A 17,705-nucleotide genomic window follows, 5' to 3' on the forward strand; every position below is an offset into this window, starting at 1 on the left:
CATTTCAATCCGGAGCATCACGATGAAGAACCAGAGAATCCCGAGCCGCACCCTGCCGTTGTGGGGCGCTGCCTTCGGCTTGTTGTTGGCATGGCCCGCTGCACAGGCCGAGACCATCCGCGTCGCCATCGGCACGCAGGACACCACCATCAACTGCGCCACCGGCGGTCTCTTGATCCGCGAGTTGAAGCTGCTTGAAAAGTACCTGCCGCGCACGGGCAAGTACAAGGACGCGCAGTACCAGATCGAGTGGAAGAACTTCACCTCTGGCGCACCGCTCACCAACGAGATGGTCGCGGGCAAGCTCGACCTCGGCTCGATGGCCGATTTCCCGGGCAGCTTCAACGGCGCGGCATTCCAGAAGGCGGGCCGCAAGAGCATCTTCATCACCGTGCTCTCGGGCAGCACCACCGGCAGCGGCAACGGCATCGTCGTGCCGAAGGATTCGAAGGTGCAGTCGCTTGCCGAGCTCAAGGGCAAGACCATCTCGGTGCCCTTCGCGTCCACTTCGCACGGCATGCTGCTGCGTGCCGTGCAGGCGCAGGGCTGGGACCCGCTGAAGGATGTGAACATCACGACGCAGGCACCCGAGGTGGCCGGCCCTGCGCTGCAGGCCGGCAAGGTCGAGGCGCATGCGGACTTCGTGCCCTTTGCAGAGCTGTTTCCGTACCGCGGTTTCGCGCGCAAGATCTACGATGGCTCGCAGGCGAATGCGCCCACCTTCCACGGCAGCCTGGTCGACGAAGACTATGCGAAGAAGTACCCCGAGGTCGTTGCGGCCTACCTGCGCGCAGCGCTGGAGGCCGACCGCCTCGTGGCCGCGGAGCCTGAAAAGTACAGCGAGCTGATCGCCAAGGTCACGGGCATCGAGGCGGAGGTCAACTACCTGTTCCACGGTCCGCTCGGCCTGCAGACGCGCGACCTGAGCTGGAAGCCCGAGTACCGGCAGGCGGTGAAGACATCGCTCGACACGCTGCGCCTCTTGAAGCGAACCGACAACGACATCGACGCCAATGCCTTCGTGCAGGACGGCTACATCCGCACCGCCTTCAAGGAGGCCGGCGTGGACTACGACAGGCAGCTGAAGAACTATGCCCGCGCCCCGCTGGTGGCCAAGGACGCCGCCACCGGCAAGCCGATCACCGACGTGAGCCGGGTGGCCCAGGTCTGGGTGGCCGGCGAACCGCTGGTGCGGCACTATGCCTCGCCCGAGAACGCCTTCGGCGACCTGCAGAAGCTGGAAAGGTCCGGCAGGAAAGCGCGCGTGGTCTATGCGCAGGACCGCAACAGCGGCAACAAGCTGCTGGCCGCCGACGCGTGGTTCGTGCTCGGTGCCAAGGGCGAAGTCGATGCCTTCCTGCTCAAGGACCAGGCCGAAGGCTGGGCCCAGAAGCATGGCGGCAAGGTGGCGGACTTCGCGGGCGTGCGCGCCGCGCTGGCCGGTTGAGGCCTTTGCTGTTCGCGAGATTCACGATGCCCGGCTTCTTCGACGGCAACCTGCGGCGCGCGGCCTGGCGCATCGCCGCGCTGCTGGTGTGCGTGCTGGCGTGGCACCTTGCCACGCGCGGGCGCGTGAACCTCGGCCTCGTCACTTTCCAGAACGTGCCGGCGCCGCGCGAAGTGGCCGAGTCGGCCTGGGCCCTGCTGCAATCGCCGCTGGTGCTGCAGCACCTGGGCGCGAGCCTGCGCCGCGTGTTCATCGGCTTCGGGTTGGCGGCCATCGCCGGCGTAGTGCTCGGCCTTGCGATCGGCCGCGCCCGCTGGGCCGAGGACACGCTGCTGCCGCCGCTCGAAGTGCTGCGCCCGATTCCGGCCGTGGCGTGGATACCGCTGGCCATCCTGATGTTTCCGTCCTCGGAGGCGTCGATGGTGTTCATCACCTTCGTCGGTGCGCTGTTTCCGGTGCTGCTGAACACCGTGCACGGCGTCGAGGCTGTCGATGCACGCCTCGTCGCGTCGGCGCGCAGCCTCGGCGCCGGCCGCATCGCGGTTTTCCGCGAGGTGATCCTTCCCGGCGCGCTGCCGAGCGTGGTCACGGGGCTGGCCATCGGCATGGGCACCGCATGGTTCTGCCTGGTCACGGCCGAGATGATCTCGGGCCAGTTCGGCATCGGCTACTACACGTGGATGTCGTACACGATCCAGAACTACGCCGACATCGTGGTCGGCATGCTTTTCATCGGGGTGCTCGGCATGGGCAGCAGCGCACTCGTGCGGCGGATCGGACAGGCGCTGATGCCCTGGCGTGCCGTGCAGGAGAAAAGAAAATGAAGGCCGACGTGCAAACCGGGCGCATCGCCATCGACGGCGTGCGCGTGCGCCTTGGCCATGGCGCCCAGGCCTTCGATGCGGTGCAGGCCATCACGCTGCATGTGGAGCCCGGCGAGTTCGTCTGCCTGCTCGGCCCATCGGGCTGCGGCAAGTCGACGCTGCTGGGCGCGCTTGCCGGTCACCTGGCGCCGGCAGCCGGCACCATCCGCGTGGACGGCGAGCCGGTGCGCGGCCCGCATCCGGACCGGGGCCTGGTGTTCCAGCACCACACGCTCTTTCCGTGGAAGAAGGTGCTCGACAACGTCGCCTTCGGCCTGAAGATGCAAGGCGTGGGCCGCCGCGAGCGCCACGCCCGCGCGCACGACATGCTGCGCCTCGTCGGCCTCGATGACTTTGCGGGCTTCTATCCGTCGCAGCTCTCGGGCGGCATGCAGCAGCGCGCGGAGATTGCACGGGTGCTCATCAACCATCCGCGCGTGATGCTGATGGACGAGCCCTTCGGCGCGCTCGATGCGCAGACCCGCCTCATGATGCAGCGCCAGCTGCTCGACGCATGGGCGCGCGTGCGCACCACCATCGTCTTCATCACGCACGACATCGACGAGGCGCTGTTCCTGGGCGACCGCGTGCTCGTGATGGGGCCGCGGCCGGGCCGGATCGTGGCCGAGTTCGAGCTTGAGTTCGAGCGGCCACGCGATCCTTCGCTGGTCACGTCGTCCGAGTTCACAGCGCTCAAGCGGCGCTGCCTGCAGCTGTTGCATCCGCATGCGGGCGCCGGCGCACCGCTGGAACGCCTCACGCCGCTCGGCGCGCCCGCCGCGGCGCAGCTGCGCTTCGCCATCTGAAAGAAAAATGAACCCCGCTCTCCTCGACGATCCCGAACTGCAGGCCATTGCCACGCGACTGGAGTCGCCCGACGCCGAAGTGCGCCGCATGGCGGTAATGGACCTTGGCGACCTGGCCGACGAAGCGCACACGCCGCTGCTGGTCGCCGCTTTGCGCGACCACGCGCCGGCGGTGCGCGCTGCCGCGGCATTGGCGCTCGAAACCATGGAGAACCAGGTGGCCGTCGAAGGCTTGGCCCAGGTTCTCGACGACGCCGATGCGCAGGTGCGCGAGGCCGCCGCCCACAGCCTGGCCGAGCTGAAGGAACCGGCCTCGGCCGCCTGGCTGCTGCCGTTTGCAGGCACCGGAGCCGTCCGGGTTCGCGCCGCCGTGCTGCGCGCCTTGCGTGAGTTGCGGGTGCCTGCCAGTGCCGCCCCTGCATTGGTGGTGCTGCAGGAGCCCCTGTCCGCGCAGGACGGCGCCGAGGCCGTCGCGTTGCGCCGCGAAGCCATCGGCGTGCTCGGCTATCTGAAGCACGCGCCCGCGCTTCCTGCGCTCGCCCGCCTCGCTGCTTCCGATCCGGTGGACGAGCTGCGCCGGGCGGCTGTCGGCGCGCTGGCGTTTGCCATCGGCAACGCCGATGCGAGAGCCGCATTGGAGACCGCGCTGTGCGACGCGAGCTGGCAGGTGCGGGAAGAAGCCGCGACCGCACTCGGCAAGCTGCAGCAGCCCGCCGCGTCGGCCGCACTGCTCGCGGCGTTGGACGATCCGTACTGGCAGGTGCGCCTGCGCGCGGCACGCAGCCTGGGCCGGCTGCGCAGTGCCGCAAGCGTCACGGCGCTGATCGCGGTGCTGGGCCACGGCATCAACAACCTGCGCAAGGAGGCGGCACTCGCATTGGGCGAAATCGGCGATGCCGCGGCGCTGCCGGCGCTCGAAGTCACCGCCGCGGATCCCGACCCGGAAGTGCGCAAATCGGCCCGGCTCGCCATGGCGCAGATCGGCGCGGCAGCACATGGCGCCTGAGTCCATCGTCGATCACTCCGCGCGCGCTGCGCTGGAGTTCTGCTGGCCGGACGGCGTGCGGCATCTCGCGGCGTACGGATTGCTGCGATCGAGTTGCCCTTGCGCCGACTGCAAGGCCGGGCGCGCGAGCATCGCAGGCAGCCCCGCTGCCGAAGCAGCAAAGCTCGCATCCGTCGGCCTCACGGACATCCAGCCCGTCGGCGCCTACGGCGTGCAGTTCGTGTTCAGCGATGGCCACGACCGCGGAATCTTTCCCTGGCGGTTCCTGAGGGAGCTGCTGGACAGGAAGGCCCGGCGGCTCGCAAGCGCCGCGCTCAATCCGCCTTGAAGCCCGTCGCGGCGACCACCTTGCCCCAGCTCGCCGTGTCCGCGGCAATCACGCGGGCGAACTCCTGCGACGTGGTGCCCGTGACGCTGAAGCCCGCGTCCTCCAGTTTCGCCTTGCCTTCGGCCGACTGCACGGCCTTGCGGATGTCGCTCTCGAGCCGTGCGACGATGTCGGGCGGTGTGCGGGCCGGCGCGACGACGCCGAACCACGAATTGAAGGCCAGCCGGGGGAAGCCTTGCTCTCGGAAGGTCGGCACGTCGGGCAGGCTGGCGCTGCGCGCGTCGCCGCTGGAGGCCAGCGCCAGAAGCTTGCCCGCCTTCACGTTGGCCGCCGAGAGGCCGACGCTCGCGAAGGCGCCCGACACGTCGCCGCTGAACAGGCCGCCCAACGCATCGCCGGTGGTCTTGTAGTGCACCGGCTCGGGCTTGATGCCGATGGCATCCCCGAAGAGAAAAGCGCCGAAGTGCCCCGGCGTGCCGGCACCAAAGGTGCCCATGAACAAGCCCTTTTGCCCTCGGCTCCAGGCCACGAACTGGGCCACGTCGCGCGCCGGTACCTTGGCGGGGTTGACCACCAGCATGAAGCTGGAGGTGACCACCTGGCTCACGGGCACGAAGTCCTTCTTCGGATCGTAGGGCAGCTTGCTGTAGCTGCTGGGCGCGATGGCCAGCTGGCCGGTCTCGCCGAGCATGAGCGTGTAGCCGTCGGGCTGCGCGCGGGCCACTTCGGAGGCGGCGATCAACCCGCCGGCGCCCGGCTTGTTGTCGACGATGACACCCATGTTCCCCCACCCTTCGGAGAGCTTCTGGGCCAGCAGGCGCGCCACGATGTCCGGGCCGCTGCCGGCCGGAAACCCGACGACGAGGCGCACCGGCCGCTGGGGGTAGGCGGAGCCCGCCTGGGCGAGCGCCTGGGAGGCCCAGGTCATGCCCCCGAGTCCGATCAGCGTGGTGGCGGCGATGAGCGCGCGGCGGCGCGCACCCGTGGCAAGGTCGGTGGGCATTCAGGTCTCCTGTCGGTGTTTGAAACGGGGTGCGGGCCGCGGCCCTGGCTCACTGCAGCGCGAAGAAGCGCATGACGACTTGCGACGGGTGGCGCACGCCCACGCCGACGAACAGGCGCTCGGTGATCCAGCGCAGCGGCTGGCTGTGCGTCTCGAACGCGGGCGCGCAGCGGAAATAGACCTGCGCCGGGTCCGCGGGCTCGCCGCGCAGCAGCTGGGCCATCACCTCGGCAGGCGCGGTGCGCATCGCGCGGTTGCGCACGTAGATGCGGTCGCCGGTGTCGGTCTCCAGGCCGTAGCGGGCGTCGAGTTCCGAGACCGTGTCGCTCGCGATGCGCTGGAAGTCGGCGCCGCCCGGCAGCACGCGCCCCGTCCAGCCTTCGCCCCTGGCATGGCCGCCCAGGATGGGCACCACGCGGCGCAGTCCCTGGGCGCCGTCGCCCAGCACCAGCGGCTCGCCGACGTCGACCGAGACATCGGCAAACCAGGTCAGCCGCGGTGCGGCCAGCGGATCGTCTTGCGGGAGGGTGGAAGCCATGCCCTAGCGTAAGTCCGGTGGCGGCGCGATGCTGTCATCCTGGAAGATGACGGGATTCCCCCATTGACCCATGCGCACCTGGATTCCCGATCTGCCTGCCCAGCCTGTCGGCGTGCCGTTGTTGCAGTGCCTGCCAATGGTGGTGCCCGCAATGGGCGAGCCGGCGTTCGGCGCGTGCCTCCTGGAAGCCATGGCATCCGCGCTGCCGGTGGGATCGTTCTCGGTCTACCGCACGGGTTCGCGGCCGGCCATCTTCCTGAGCGGCAGCCGGGGCATGCCCGACACCACACGCGACTGCTGGCGCGCCTACCTCTCGGGCCCGATCCGCAGCGACCGCACCTTGCGCGAAGCGAGCGCGCCCCGATTGCCCCAATTGCGCGTGTGCCACATCACCGCGCCCGAGGTGCCTCCGGAGCATCGTGCCAAGGTGTACGAAGCCCATGGCGTGGTGGAGCGCGTGTCGGTGGTCGAGGAAGAAGCTGCTGCCGGCGACGACGACGGCGACGCGCTCTTTGCAGTCAATTTCTATCGGCACACCCATCAGCGTCCCCTCAGCGATGCGCAGCTGGCCGACTTTGGCGTGGCCGGGCGCCTGCTCATGGCGCTGATGCGCAAGCACATCGCCCTCGCCCGCGCGGATGCAGCCGACGAACCCGCAGCGCGGCTGCTCGCCCGTTGCCCGGCGCTGACGGCGCAGGAGCTCAACGTGTGCCTGCGCCTGCTGCGCGGCATGACGCAGGAGGGCATTGCCGCGGACATGGGCCTTGCTCTGCCCACCGTCAAGACCTACCGCAACCGGGCTTTCGGCAGGCTGGGGATTCACTTTCGCAGCGAACTGTTCGCGCTCATGCTGGCGCAGCGCGGCGTCGGCAGCGCGACGCCGGCCCTCAAGGACGGTCGGGCCTGATGTCAGGTGCGGGGGTCGGGGAGACACCCTGTGCCTGGGCGGCGCTCGATTGCGCCGCCATCGCGGCCTGGAAGCCCGGCCGCGCCTGCAGGCGATTCCAGTACGCAGTCACCGAGGGCGTGAAGCGCTCCGCCAGGCCCAGGTGCTGGGCCAGCAGCAACGCATAGCCGACCGACACGTCCGCCGCGGTGAAGCGTCCCGCACACAGGTACTCGCGCCCGGCGAGCAGCGGCTCCAGCGTCCGCAGGCGCGCGAGGAACCACTTGGCATAGTCGTCGGCGACCTGTGGCTGCTTGCGCTCGCCCGACTCGAAGTGCGCGTACCGCAGCACGAGCGTCTGCGGAAAGGTCAGGGTCGCCTCGCCGAAATGGAGGTAGTTGAGGTACGGCCCGAAGTCCGGCTCGTCGCGGCCAACATCGAGCCGGCCTGCCGAGAATCGCGCGGCCAGGTACTGGCAGATCGCGGCCGATTCGGTCATCCGCATCGCGCCGTCCGTCAGCATCGGCACCGTGCCGAGCGGGTTCAGCTCGAGGTACGTTCGCGACAGCACGCGCGGCGGAAACGGCAGCATCGCGAGCTCGTAGGAAAGCCCGATCTCCTCGAGCAGCCAGAGAGGCCGGAACGAGCGTGCGCTGACGCAGTGGTGCAAGGTGATCATGTTTCAGAGACTCCGGCGTCGCGGCGAGCAAGCGCTCATCCTGGCGCGACGAGCGACGATTCTCTCCCGCGCCGCCGTTCAGGATGCGCCGAACCCGAGACTCTTTCGAAGGCTTGCATCGACCGGCCCGGCGGGCATGATGGGCATCAGTGCGCAGGCGGGGCCGCGTTGCCGGGCCCGATGCGGAACCAGATCGCGTACATCGCCGGCAGGAACACCAGCGTCAGGATCGTCCCGGCGAAGGTGCCGCCGATCAGCGTGTATGCCAGTGCGCCCCAGAACACCGAATGCGTGAGCGGTATGAACGCGAGGACCGCCGCGAGTGCCGTGAGGATCACGGGGCGGGCACGCTGCACGGTCGCCTCGACGACCGCATGGAACGGGTAGAGCCCCTCCTGCTGGTTGTGGTGGATCTGCCCGAGCAGGATCAGCGTGTTGCGCATCAGGATGCCCGACAGCGCAATGAGTCCCACGAGGGCATTGATGCCGAAGGGCTGCTGGAACAGCAGCAGGGTCGGCACGACGCCGATCAGCCCCAGCGGGCTCGTGAGAAACACCATGATCATCGCGGACATCGAGCGCACCTGGAAGATGATGATGAGCAGCGTGATTGCCAGCATGATCGGGAAGAGCGGCAGCATGGCCGCGGTCGCCTTCTCCGATTCCTCGATGGAGCCGGCCTCGACGATCCGGTAGCCGGCCGGAAGGGCCTGCATCAGCGGCTGCAGTTGCGCGGTGATCGCGGTCGAAACATCGGGCGGCTGCAGCCCCTCGGCGATGTCGCCCTGCACGGTGATGGTGGGCATGCGGTCGCGACGCCGGATGACCGGTTCTTCCATGCGCACCTCGACCTTGCCGACCTGCGACAGCGGAATGCGCTGGCCGCCGGCGCCGGCAAGCGTGAAGTCCGCGAGCTTCGCCGGATCGAGCCGCGTGCCGCCGGCCGACCGCGCCACCACCTGCACGGTGCGGATGTCCTCGCGCACGGCGGCCACCGGCACGCCGCTCAAGAGAAACTGCAGTTGCTGCGCCACCGCGCTGGAGCTCAGCCCCACGGCCTGCAGGCGGTCCTGTTCCAGCGTGAAGTGCAGCGTGGGCGTGCGGGTGCCCCAGTCGGTGTTGACGGTGCGCATCATCGAGCTGGCATCCATCACGCGCCGCACCTGGTCGGCGATCCTGCGCAGCTCGGACGGGTCGGGTCCGGCGACACGGTAGGCCACGGGGAACGGCGAGTACGGCCCGAACACGAGCTGCGTGACACGCACCCGCGCCTCGGATGCGAGCCCATCGGCAATGGCCTGGCGCAGCCGGTGCTTCAGGGCCTCGCGCTCCTCCTGGCTGGCCGTGCGCACCACGATCTTGGCGAACGACGGGTCCGGCAGTTCAGGCCCCATCGCGAAGTAGAAGCGGGGTGCGCCCTGCCCGATGTAGGCGGTGACGATCTGGGCCTCCGGCTGCTTCGACAACCAGGCCTCGAGCCTCGCCGTGGCGTCGCTGGTCTGTGCGATCGAGGTTCCGTAGGGCATCTGCACTTCGACCAGCACCTCGGGCCGGTCGGAGATCGGGAAGAACTGCTTCTTGACCACGCCCATGCCGAGGATCGACACCGCAAAGAGGCCGACCACCGCGCCCGCCACCAGCCACTTGCGCGCGATGACGCTCGCCAGCACGCGGCGCAGCCGGTTGTAACGCGGCGTGCCGTAGATCGCCGTGTGGCCGCCTTCGATCTTCCTGAAGTTGGGCAGCAGCTTGACGCCGAGGTAGGGTGTGAACACCACGGCAACGATCCAGGATGCGATCAGCGCGATGCCGACGATCCAGAACATGTTGCTGGTGTACTCGCCCGCGGTCGACGGTGCGAAGCCGTTGGGCATGAAACCCACCGCGGTGACCAGCGTGCCCGAGAGCATCGGCGCGGCGGTGTGGCTCCAGGCGTAGGCCGATGCGGCCACGTGGCTGTAGCCCTCCTCGATCTTCACCACCATCATCTCGATGGCGATGATCGCGTCGTCCACCAGCAAGCCAAGCGCGAGGATCAGCGAGCCGAGCGTGATGCGGTCGAAGTTCTTGCCCGTTGCCGCCATCACCACGAAGACCACGGCCAGCGTCAGCGGCACGGCCGCGGCCACCACCAGGCCCGCGCGCCACCCCATGCTGAGGAAGCTCACCAGCATGACGACCAGCAAGGCCGCGAAGAACTTGACCATGAACTCGTCGACCGACGCGCTGATGTTGACCGACTGGTCCGTGACCTTGGTGAAGCTGAGGCCGAGCGGCAGCTCGGCGTTGATCGCGCGGGCTTCCACGTCCAGGGCCTTGCCCAGGTCGAGCCCGTTCCAGCCTTCCCGCATGACGACGCCCACCAGCAGCGCCGGCTCGCCGCCGCTGCGGATGATGAAGGTGGCCGGATCCTCGTAGCCGCGCCTGACGGTGGCCACGTCCGACAGCTTCAGGGTGCGGCCCTGCGCCGCCACGGGCGTGTCGCGGATCTTCTGCAGGGTGTCGAATGCGCCGTCCAGCCGGATGAACACCTGCGGGCCGCTGGTTTCCACCGACCCGGCGGGACTCAGGGCGTTCTGGCTGTTGAGTGCGGCGAACACGTCCTGCGGGCCGATGCCCAGGGTCGCGAGCCGGTCGTGCGAGAACTCGACGTAGATGCGCTCCGGCTGCTCGCCGGCGATGTTGACCTTCTTCACGCCCGGCACGTGCAGCAGCCGCTGGCGCAGCTTCTCGGCGTCGCGCACCAGCGCGCGCTGCTGTTCTCCCTTGGCCTTGAGCGCGAACAGCGCGAAGGTGACGTCCGCGTACTCGTCGTTGATCATCGGCCCGATCACGCCGGCCGGCAGGTTGCCGGCTTCGTCGCCGAGCTTCTTGCGCGCCTGGTAGAACTCGTCCTGCACCCGCGCGGGCGGCGTGCTGTCGAGCAATGTCAGGGTGGTGAATGCGAGGCCGGGCCGCGCATAGGTTTCGGCGCGGTCGTAGTAGCGCAGCTCCTGCAGGCGCTTCTCGAGCTTCTCGGCCACCTGGTCCTGCATCTCCTGTGCCGTGGCACCGGGCCAGGCGGTGACGATCGTCATCACCTTCACCGTGAACGCGGGATCTTCCGCGCGGCCGAGCTGGAAGAACGCGACCAGCCCCGCCAGCGAAATCAGGCCGATGAGGAACAGCGTGATCGATCGCTCGCGGACCGCCAGCGCCGACAGGTTGAAGCGGCCTTCGCTCACGGGCGGGCTCCGCCCGCTGCCGCCGTCGCGGCCGGGCTCGCGACGCGCACCTTCTCGCCTTCGCGCAGCAGGTGCGCGCCGAGCGCAACCACCTGGTCGCCGTGCTTGAGCCGGCCGGCCACCAGCGCACGCTCGCCGTCCAGGCGCTCGACAGCCACGGGCTGCCAGCGCACCGTCGCCGGATCGCCGCCGATGACCCAGACGCCGGTCGCCGTGCCCGTGTCGAACAGCGCGCCGATCGGCACCTGGACGCCGCCTGCCGGCATGGCCTGGCCATCGGCGACAGAGACCGTCACCGTGGCGCCCAGGGGTGCGTTGGCGAGTTCACCGTCCAGCACGTAGCGCGCCTCGAAGGTGCGCGTGAGCTTGTCGGCCGCATCGGAGAGTTGCCTGAGCTTGACGGCGACGCGCATGCCTTCCTTGCCGAACAGCGTGGCCTCGGCGGCGGAGCCGACCGCCGGGCGCAGCGTTTCGGGCAGCTGGACCACGGCCTCCCTGCGTCCGGCCCGCGCCAGGCGGACCACGGGCTGGCCGGCGCTGACCACCTGCCCGGGCTCGGCCAGCGTCTCGACCACGGTGCCGTCCGCATCGGCCGTGAGTTCCGCATAGCGATTCGAATTGCGCGCGAGCTCCGATTGCGCTTCGGCGGCAGCGAGCTGCGCCTGCGCGGCATCCGAGGCCGCCTTGGCCTGGTCATACGCCGAGGCCGAAATGGCGCCGGTACCGCGCAGGTCGCGATAGCGTGCTTCTTCGTCGCTGGCCTGTTTTGCGCGTGCCCGCGCAGCGCTCACCGCCTCCTGCTGCGCGCGCGCCGCCAGCTGGAGGTCCACGGGATCGAGGCGCACGAGCAATTGCCCGCGCTTGACCGCCTGCCCTGCATCGACGAATCGCTCCAGCACCTTTCCGGCGACACGGAAACCCAGGTCGCTCTGGACCCGCGCGGCCACGGTGCCGGAGAACGAGCGCGACCCGGGCAGGGCGGCCTGCACCGTGGCCGCACGCACCAGCGGCGCCTGCGTGCGGGGATCGGCGGGCGCCTTGTCGCCGCAGCCGGTCAATGCGAACGGCAAGGCGCAGAAGGCTGCGGATGTGAGGAGGTGGCGCGGTTGCATGAGGGTCCCATGGGCGAATCGATCAGGACCCAGATTCTGATAATAGTGACCAGATTAGTCAATAGTCACATTGAACTGACGCGGACTAGGGCGACAGGCTGCGCAGCACCAGGCTCGAAAGCTGGGTCGGTGCCTGCGCCGTGTGATCGGCGCTGAGCTGCAGGATCAGCGGGTTGACGTAGGGGTAGAGGACCAGGTAGATGGCGGCGGCCGTCTCGTCGATCGGGGTCTTGCGCTCGAAGTCGCCGGACTCCCGCCCTTGCTTCAGCAGGTCGACCAGCATCTGCCGGATGCATGCTTCGTGGGCGATGGCCGATTGCCAGCGCTCGCTGGCCGCCGAGATGGCGATCTCGTAGAGCTTGCGGTCCTGGAAGAACAGCCGCAGGCCCGAATCGACGATGGCCTTGAACATCCGGCGCAGCTTTTCCGGTGGGCTGTCGGTGCCGTCGATCGCGGCGCGGATGTCCGCCTCCATCTCGCGCAGGCAGTTCGAGCAGATCATTTCTCCGATCGCCTGCTTGGACTCGAAGAACTTGTAGATGTAGGCCTTGGAGAAGCCAATGGCCTTGGCAAGGTCCGAAACAGTGGTCTTCTCGTAGCCGTACTGGCTGAAGTGCTCGGTGGCCGCGACGACGATCTGCGCGCGCACGTCGTGCTCGGCCGGGCCCCTTGCGACCGGCGAAGAAGAAGTTGCGTTGTTCATGGGTGGAGCTTACCGCCCCGAGAAACGAACGACAACAAGTGACCAATATGAATTATAGTCACTGCCTTCTTGCCTGAGTTCTCAGCCCCTTCGACCTGGAACAAGCCCATGTCCTCCAAGCTCCGACCCACCCTTGCCCTCCCCCTGCTGTTCAGTCTCCTCCTGGGCGGTTGCGCGGTCGGCCCGGACTATGTCCGGCCGGTCCCGAAACTGCCGGACCGGTTCATCGGCGAGGCGGCACTCGCCGGGCGATCCGCCATCGCCGATGCCGAGCTGGTGGCGTGGTGGACCGGATTCGGCGATGCGCAACTGGGCCGCCATGTCGAACAGGCGCTGAACCAGAATCTCGATCTTGCGCAGGCCTCGGCCCGCGTGGCACAGGCCCGGGCCGGGCTCGGTGCAGCGAACGCCGCCTTGCTGCCCTCGGGCAATCTCGGCGCGCAAGCCGCGAGGGCCTACCAATCGGTGGAGACGCCGCTGGGCCAGGTGCTGAACGCGCAGCCGGGTTTCGAGCGCTACGGCAACGCCTACGAAGCGAACCTCGGCGCCAGCTGGGAGCTGGACATCTTCGGCGGCCTGCGCCGTGGACGCGAAGCCGCACTGGCCGATTACCAGGCCTCGGAGGCAGGGGCCGCCGCCACGCGCCTGGCCGTGGCCGCGCAGACCGCCGACATCTACATCGCGCTGCGCGGATTGCAAACCCGTCTCGGCATTGCGCGCCGGCAAGCCGCCACGCAGCAGGAGCTGGTGGCCAGGATCGATCTGCGCCACGGCAAGGGGCTGGCCTCGGAACTCCAGTTGCGCCAGGCCGAGGGCGCGCTGTCGCAGGTGCGTGCGTCCGTGCCGCCGCTTGAGGCGGGCGAGGCCGCGGCGATGAACGCGCTCGATGTGATGCTGGGTGCGGCGCCGGGCACGCACCGCGCCGAACTGGCGGCGGCTGCGGCCATCCCCGTCGCGCCGCGCATCGGCGCCGCCGGATCACCCGCCGAATTGCTGCGGCGCCGTCCCGACCTGATTGCCGCCGAGCGGCGCCTTGCCGCGGCCAATGCCCGCATCGGCGTTGCCGTGTCCGAGTACTACCCGAAGCTGTCGCTGGGAGGAACGATCGGCAGCGCGACGTCGGTGGCCAGCGGCAACCTGTTCACCGGAGGCGCGAGCCAGGCCGCGGCCCTGCTCGGCCTGCGCTGGCGGCTGTTCGACTTCGGGCGCATCGATGCACAGATCGAACTTGCCAAGGGCCAGGACGCGGAGCTGCTCGCGGCCTACCGGCTTGCCGCGCTGCGTGCGACCGAAGATGTGGAGAACGCCTTTTCTGCCCTGGTCAGGCGCGAAGAGCAAGCCGCGCTGCTCGCACAGGGAGAGGCATCGCTCGGGCGTGCAAGGGAGGCGTCTTTCGCGGCGTACCAGCGAGGCGTGGTGAGCCTGGTCGAAGTGCTGCAGGCCGATGAAAGCATGCTGCGCGTCGCCGATGCAAGAGCGCAGGCGCAAACGGAATCGGCGCGATCGGCTGTGGCTGCATTCAAGGCGCTGGGCGGCGGCTGGGAGGCCGAGCCCATCCGGGCGGCGGCGTTCCAGCCGCGTTGAGATTGGCGGCCGCGGCCGTCAGGAGCCCTTGGACGGCTTTGCCGGGGCTTCGTCCAGCGCATGCGTCTGGTCGATGAAGCGGCGGCTGGAGGCGAGGATCTCCTTGCGGGTGCGCTCTGATTCGACGGCGCGGGACAGCACCAGCGCGCCGACACACTGGGCCAGCAGCGCCCAGGCCGCATCCGGATCGCCGATGCGCGAGCTCCAGCTCTTCTGCAGGCGCTTCAGCCCCTCCTCGACGGCCGCGCGCACTTCGGGTCCCGCGCGGGCGATCTCGGGGCCGAGGGCCGGCAGGACGCAGCCGGTTTCGGGATGCAGCGCATGGTACGAACTGAGATAGCTGCGCAGGCGCTTGGCGACGTGGTCGGGCGGCGAATCGCGATCCCCGGCCAGCATGTCGGTGCTGTTCGAGATCTCGTGCTCGAGGAGCTCGGCGAACAGCGCCTCCTTGGACGGGAAATGCCCATAGAAGGCGCCGCCGGTCAGGCCGATGCTGGCCATCAGTTCATCGACGCCGGTGGTTCCGAAACCACCCTTCTTGGCAATGGCACGGGCATTCGCCAGCAGCTTCTTGCGGGTTTCCTCTTTGTGCGTGGTCGGATAGCGCATGAATGGGCCTCTGCAGATCGTGGGAGCGTCCATCATAGCATGCCGCTCGTTTGGTAAACGAACGTACTTTCATCGCGGTTCCCGCCCCCCGGACCGAGGGTTTGTCCCTGCGCCAAAGCGGCTGCGGCGTGTTGACGCTGCCCTCGATGCAAACCTATAGTTCACTACCGTTTACCAAACGATCGTTATTTAAAGCAAAGCCGATGACCCAACTGACCCAGCTGATCGTTCAAGGCATCTCCAGCGGTGCCATCTACGGTCTCGTCGCACTCGGCCTCGTGCTCAGCTACAAGGCGACCGAGGTCCTCAACTTTGCGCAGGGCGACGTGGTGATGCTCTCCGCGTTCCTCGGCTGGGGCCTGGTCGTCGCGGCGGGGCTTCCGTTCTGGCTCGCCTTCGTCGCGGTGCTGTGCATCTCGGCGGCGCTGTGCTTCCTGCTGGAAGCCAGGATCATGCGCAGGATCGTCGGCCGCCCGCAGTTCTCGGGCGTCATGCTCACCATCGGGATCGGCTTCATGATCCGCGGCGGCGTCAGCATGTTCTTCGGGCCCGAGTCGCGCAGCTATCCCACGCCGTGGACGGGCCAATCGATGCAGCTCGGCGGCAGCGTGGTGGCCGAGCTCAACCTGGTGATCGTCGGCGCCGCCATGGGCGTGACGGCGCTCCTGTATTACTTCCTGCGCCGCACCACGCTCGGCATCGCCATCCACGCGACATCGCAGAACCAGCTGGCGGCCTATCTGTGCGGCGTGCGCGTGAAGCGGCTCAACTCGCTGGTGTGGGGCATCTCCGGTGCCATCGCCGCACTGTGCGGGCTGCTGCTCGCGCCGATCACGCTGGTCGACCTGGGCCTGTGGTTCGTCATGCTCAAGGCGCTGGCGGCACTGGTTCTCGGGGGCTTCGGGAGCGCGCCGGGCGCGGTCATCGGCGGGCTCCTCATCGGCCTCATCGAACAGTTCGCGGGCGTCTACCTGCCCGACGGCGTGAAGGACGTGGCGCCCTACCTGGTGCTCATCGCGGTTCTCGTCTTGTATCCGCGCGGGATCCTGGGCGAAAGCCACGGCCGGAGGGTCTGACACCATGGCACGCTACGAAACGGGATTCGAAGACGGCCGGCGCCTGCTGCGCGGCAAGCAAGAGCGGCTCGCGTACGGCCTGCTCGCCGTGGCCCTGGTTGCCGCGCCATGGGTGCTGCCGGCCTATCACATCGGCGAGGCGACCTTCATCCTCATCATGTGCGTCGCGAGCCTCGGGCTCATGATGCTGACCGGCTTCACCGGCCAGGTGTCGCTCGGCCAGTCGGCGTTCGTCGGCATCGGCGCGTACATCCACACCATCCTGCTGACCCAGGGCGTGCCGCTGCCGGTGTCGCTGCTCCTGACCACCGCGGGCGCGGCGCTCGGCGGGCTGCTCGTGGGCATGCCGGCCATCCGCGTATCGGGCCTGCACCTGGCGATGGTCACCATGGCGTTCGCCATCGTGTGCGAGCATGTGATCGGCCGGTGGAAGAGCGTCACCGCGGGGCACAGCGGCATGGCCGTTCCGGATCCGACGCTGTTCGGGCTCAGCCTCGGCGGTCCGCGTGCGTTCTACTTCCTTTGCCTGGTGGTGCTGGCGGTGGTGTTGATCCTGCTGGTCAACCTGATGCGTTCCGCCACCGGCCGCGCCTTCATCGGCATCCGCGACTCCGAGGCGGCGGCGCAGGGCCTGGGCATCGACGTCGCGCGCACCAAGGTTCTGGCCTTCAGCCTTTCGGCCGCGTGCTCCGGGCTTGCCGGTGCATTGCTCGCCCACCAGATGCAGCACATCACGCCGGAAGCCTTCGGCCTCGCGCTCTCGTTGCAGCTCGTGCTGATGGTGTTCATCGGCGGCCTCGGCAGCCTGCGCGGCGCCATCCTCGGCGCGATCCTGATCGGCCTGCTGCCGTCGTTCATCTCATCGCTGAAGGAGGCGCTGCCCGCGAAGCTCGGTGCGCAGTTCGGCCTGGAGCTCTTCGTCTACGGCGCCGTGCTGACCTTCTTCGTGCTGCTCGAGCCGGGCGGCCTGAACGCACGCTGGGTGCGCATCCGCAAGGTGCTGGCCGAGTTCCCCTGGGTGCGCAAGAGCAGCGTCCACAAGACCAAGGTCTACATGAAATCGGAGCGTTACCGATGAGCGCTGGATTCTTCGAAGTCGAGCGGCTGAGCCTTTCGTTCGGCGGCGTCAAGGCCGTGCGCGACGTGAGCTTCTCGATCCGCGCGGGAGAGATCCTCGCGGTCATCGGACCGAACGGCGCGGGCAAGACATCGCTCCTGAACCTCGTCACGCGCGTGTTCGATGCCACCAGCGGCAGCATCCGCTTCAACGGCCAGGACATCCTGCGCCTGGCGCGGCACGACGTGGTCCGCCAGGGCATTGCGCGCACGTTCCAGAACATCGAACTGTTCGAAGGCGCCACGGTGCTGGAGAACCTGCTGCTCGGCCGCCATCGCGCGAACCACGGCAACTTCTTCTCGCAGATGTTCAACCTGCCCTCGGTGCAGCGCGCGGAAGCCCACACGCGTGAGCGTGTCGAGGACGTCGTGCGGCTGCTGGACCTCGCGCCCTTCCGCCACCGGCCGGTGGCGGAACTGCCTTACGGCGTGCGCAAGGTCGTCGAGCTCGGCCGCGCGCTGGCCGCGGAGCCTCGGTTGCTGCTGCTGGACGAGCCCGCCTCGGGGCTGAACCCCGAGGAGACGCGCAGGCTCGCGTACTGGCTCGAAGACATCCAGGCCGAACTGGGCATCACCGTGGTCATGGTGGAACACGACATGTCGCTGGTCGCCGCCGTGGCCAACCGGGTGGTGGTGATGGACCAGGGCCAGGTGCTGACCGATGGCACGCCGGCAGAGGTGCAGGCCGACCCCCGCGTGATTGCGGCTTACCTGGGGACCTGATC

Annotated in this window: 17 protein-coding genes; 10 read left to right on the forward strand and 7 right to left on the reverse strand. The window is 68.7% G+C overall.

Translation table 11 applies throughout. The features are described from left to right. Positions 1-22: 22 nt before the first annotated feature. Genes ABID97_RS27730 through ABID97_RS27750 form a run of 5 tightly spaced genes read left to right on the forward strand, consistent with a single transcriptional unit; the run spans position 23 to position 4,450 of the window. Positions 23-1,447, forward strand: a complete 1,425-nt coding sequence (locus tag ABID97_RS27730) for an ABC transporter substrate-binding protein (RefSeq protein ID WP_354402552.1) — start codon at positions 23-25, stop codon at positions 1,445-1,447. 26 nt (positions 1,448-1,473) lie between these two features. After that, a complete protein-coding gene (locus ABID97_RS27735; protein ID WP_354402554.1) occupies positions 1,474-2,271 on the forward strand; it encodes an ABC transporter permease in 798 nt (265 codons plus the stop codon). Next, complete coding sequence (locus tag ABID97_RS27740; protein ID WP_354402556.1) at positions 2,268-3,116, forward strand: ABC transporter ATP-binding protein; 849 nt, start codon at positions 2,268-2,270, stop codon at positions 3,114-3,116. The genes ABID97_RS27735 and ABID97_RS27740 overlap by 4 nt, the downstream gene beginning before the upstream one ends. Before the next feature lie 7 nt (positions 3,117-3,123). Further along, entirely contained in the window at positions 3,124-4,122 is a 999-nt protein-coding gene (locus ABID97_RS27745; RefSeq protein WP_354402558.1) for a HEAT repeat domain-containing protein, read from the forward strand. Continuing rightward, positions 4,112-4,450 (forward strand): gamma-butyrobetaine hydroxylase-like domain-containing protein, encoded by a 339-nt coding sequence (locus ABID97_RS27750; RefSeq protein ID WP_354402559.1) that lies wholly within the window; start codon positions 4,112-4,114, stop codon positions 4,448-4,450. The genes ABID97_RS27745 and ABID97_RS27750 overlap by 11 nt, the downstream gene beginning before the upstream one ends. Here ABID97_RS27750 and ABID97_RS27755 read toward each other — a convergent pair. Together ABID97_RS27755 and ABID97_RS27760 are read right to left on the reverse strand one after the other, a co-directional pair. Then, positions 4,437-5,453, reverse strand: coding sequence for a Bug family tripartite tricarboxylate transporter substrate binding protein (locus tag ABID97_RS27755; RefSeq protein WP_354402561.1), 1,017 nt, complete (start codon positions 5,451-5,453; stop codon positions 4,437-4,439). The genes ABID97_RS27750 and ABID97_RS27755 overlap by 14 nt on opposite strands. A 49-nt stretch (positions 5,454-5,502) precedes the next feature. After that, positions 5,503-5,991, reverse strand: a complete 489-nt coding sequence (locus ABID97_RS27760; RefSeq protein ID WP_354402563.1) for a DUF3237 domain-containing protein — start codon at positions 5,989-5,991, stop codon at positions 5,503-5,505. A 70-nt stretch (positions 5,992-6,061) separates the two neighbouring features. Here ABID97_RS27760 and ABID97_RS27765 point away from each other — a divergent pair, with 70 nt between their 5' ends. Beyond that, the gene (locus tag ABID97_RS27765; protein WP_503012831.1) at positions 6,062-6,898 is read left to right on the forward strand and encodes a helix-turn-helix domain-containing protein; all 837 of its coding nucleotides are present in this window, start codon (positions 6,062-6,064) and stop codon (positions 6,896-6,898) included. Here the strand turns inward: ABID97_RS27765 and ABID97_RS27770 are convergent. The 4 genes from ABID97_RS27770 to ABID97_RS27785 form a co-directional block, all read right to left on the reverse strand. Further along, complete coding sequence (locus tag ABID97_RS27770) at positions 6,879-7,556, reverse strand: glutathione S-transferase family protein (protein WP_354402565.1); 678 nt, start codon at positions 7,554-7,556, stop codon at positions 6,879-6,881. The two genes, ABID97_RS27765 and ABID97_RS27770, sit on opposite strands and share 20 nt — an antisense overlap. A 146-nt stretch (positions 7,557-7,702) precedes the next feature. Further along, positions 7,703-10,780 (reverse strand): efflux RND transporter permease subunit, encoded by a 3,078-nt coding sequence (locus tag ABID97_RS27775; RefSeq protein WP_354402567.1) that lies wholly within the window; start codon positions 10,778-10,780, stop codon positions 7,703-7,705. Continuing rightward, positions 10,777-11,892, reverse strand: coding sequence for an efflux RND transporter periplasmic adaptor subunit (locus ABID97_RS27780; RefSeq protein WP_354402569.1), 1,116 nt, complete (start codon positions 11,890-11,892; stop codon positions 10,777-10,779). The genes ABID97_RS27775 and ABID97_RS27780 overlap by 4 nt, the downstream gene beginning before the upstream one ends. 85 nt (positions 11,893-11,977) lie before the next feature. Next, on the reverse strand, positions 11,978-12,595 hold the full coding sequence (locus ABID97_RS27785; RefSeq protein WP_354402571.1) for a TetR/AcrR family transcriptional regulator: 618 nt from the start codon (positions 12,593-12,595) through the stop codon (positions 11,978-11,980). A 108-nt stretch (positions 12,596-12,703) separates the two neighbouring features. Here ABID97_RS27785 and ABID97_RS27790 point away from each other — a divergent pair, with 108 nt between their 5' ends. Beyond that, the gene (locus tag ABID97_RS27790) at positions 12,704-14,179 is read left to right on the forward strand and encodes an efflux transporter outer membrane subunit (RefSeq protein WP_354402573.1); all 1,476 of its coding nucleotides are present in this window, start codon (positions 12,704-12,706) and stop codon (positions 14,177-14,179) included. Positions 14,180-14,197: 18 nt separating this feature from the next. On the opposite strand, the gene ABID97_RS27795 is transcribed toward ABID97_RS27790, so the two are convergent. Next, complete coding sequence (locus ABID97_RS27795; RefSeq protein WP_354402575.1) at positions 14,198-14,788, reverse strand: TetR/AcrR family transcriptional regulator; 591 nt, start codon at positions 14,786-14,788, stop codon at positions 14,198-14,200. A 203-nt stretch (positions 14,789-14,991) separates the two neighbouring features. Here ABID97_RS27795 and ABID97_RS27800 point away from each other — a divergent pair, with 203 nt between their 5' ends. Genes ABID97_RS27800 through ABID97_RS27810 form a run of 3 tightly spaced genes read left to right on the forward strand, consistent with a single transcriptional unit; the run spans position 14,992 to position 17,703 of the window. Then, positions 14,992-15,864: a branched-chain amino acid ABC transporter permease gene (locus ABID97_RS27800; RefSeq protein WP_354402577.1), complete on the forward strand. Its 873-nt coding sequence runs from the start codon at positions 14,992-14,994 to the stop codon at positions 15,862-15,864. A 4-nt stretch (positions 15,865-15,868) separates the two neighbouring features. Then, positions 15,869-16,942: a branched-chain amino acid ABC transporter permease gene (locus ABID97_RS27805; protein WP_354402579.1), complete on the forward strand. Its 1,074-nt coding sequence runs from the start codon at positions 15,869-15,871 to the stop codon at positions 16,940-16,942. Next, complete coding sequence (locus ABID97_RS27810) at positions 16,939-17,703, forward strand: ABC transporter ATP-binding protein (protein ID WP_354402581.1); 765 nt, start codon at positions 16,939-16,941, stop codon at positions 17,701-17,703. Before ABID97_RS27805 ends, ABID97_RS27810 begins: the two co-directional genes overlap by 4 nt. Positions 17,704-17,705: the final 2 nt, after the last annotated feature.

It is taken from the genome of Variovorax sp. OAS795 (genome assembly GCF_040546685.1).
In the GTDB taxonomy this organism is placed as follows: Bacteria; Pseudomonadota; Gammaproteobacteria; order Burkholderiales; family Burkholderiaceae_C; genus Variovorax.

Bases quoted from the DNA above. Each gene is read 5' to 3' on its own strand.
- ABID97_RS27730 (WP_354402552.1), top strand. From the start codon at position 23: ATGAAGAACCAGAGAATCCCGAGCCGCACCCTGCCGTTGTGGGGCGCT.
- ABID97_RS27735 (WP_354402554.1), top strand. From the start codon at position 1,474: ATGCCCGGCTTCTTCGACGGCAACCTGCGGCGCGCGGCCTGGCGCATC.
- ABID97_RS27740 (WP_354402556.1), top strand. From the start codon at position 2,268: ATGAAGGCCGACGTGCAAACCGGGCGCATCGCCATCGACGGCGTGCGC.
- ABID97_RS27745 (WP_354402558.1), top strand. From the start codon at position 3,124: ATGAACCCCGCTCTCCTCGACGATCCCGAACTGCAGGCCATTGCCACG.
- ABID97_RS27750 (WP_354402559.1), top strand. From the start codon at position 4,112: ATGGCGCCTGAGTCCATCGTCGATCACTCCGCGCGCGCTGCGCTGGAG.
- ABID97_RS27755 (WP_354402561.1), bottom strand. From the start codon at position 5,453: ATGCCCACCGACCTTGCCACGGGTGCGCGCCGCCGCGCGCTCATCGCC.
- ABID97_RS27760 (WP_354402563.1), bottom strand. From the start codon at position 5,991: ATGGCTTCCACCCTCCCGCAAGACGATCCGCTGGCCGCACCGCGGCTG.
- ABID97_RS27765 (WP_503012831.1), top strand. From the start codon at position 6,062: ATGCGCACCTGGATTCCCGATCTGCCTGCCCAGCCTGTCGGCGTGCCG.
- ABID97_RS27770 (WP_354402565.1), bottom strand. From the start codon at position 7,556: ATGATCACCTTGCACCACTGCGTCAGCGCACGCTCGTTCCGGCCTCTC.
- ABID97_RS27780 (WP_354402569.1), bottom strand. From the start codon at position 11,892: ATGCAACCGCGCCACCTCCTCACATCCGCAGCCTTCTGCGCCTTGCCG.
- ABID97_RS27785 (WP_354402571.1), bottom strand. From the start codon at position 12,595: ATGAACAACGCAACTTCTTCTTCGCCGGTCGCAAGGGGCCCGGCCGAG.
- ABID97_RS27790 (WP_354402573.1), top strand. From the start codon at position 12,704: ATGTCCTCCAAGCTCCGACCCACCCTTGCCCTCCCCCTGCTGTTCAGT.
- ABID97_RS27795 (WP_354402575.1), bottom strand. From the start codon at position 14,788: ATGCGCTATCCGACCACGCACAAAGAGGAAACCCGCAAGAAGCTGCTG.
- ABID97_RS27800 (WP_354402577.1), top strand. From the start codon at position 14,992: ATGACCCAACTGACCCAGCTGATCGTTCAAGGCATCTCCAGCGGTGCC.
- ABID97_RS27805 (WP_354402579.1), top strand. From the start codon at position 15,869: ATGGCACGCTACGAAACGGGATTCGAAGACGGCCGGCGCCTGCTGCGC.
- ABID97_RS27810 (WP_354402581.1), top strand. From the start codon at position 16,939: ATGAGCGCTGGATTCTTCGAAGTCGAGCGGCTGAGCCTTTCGTTCGGC.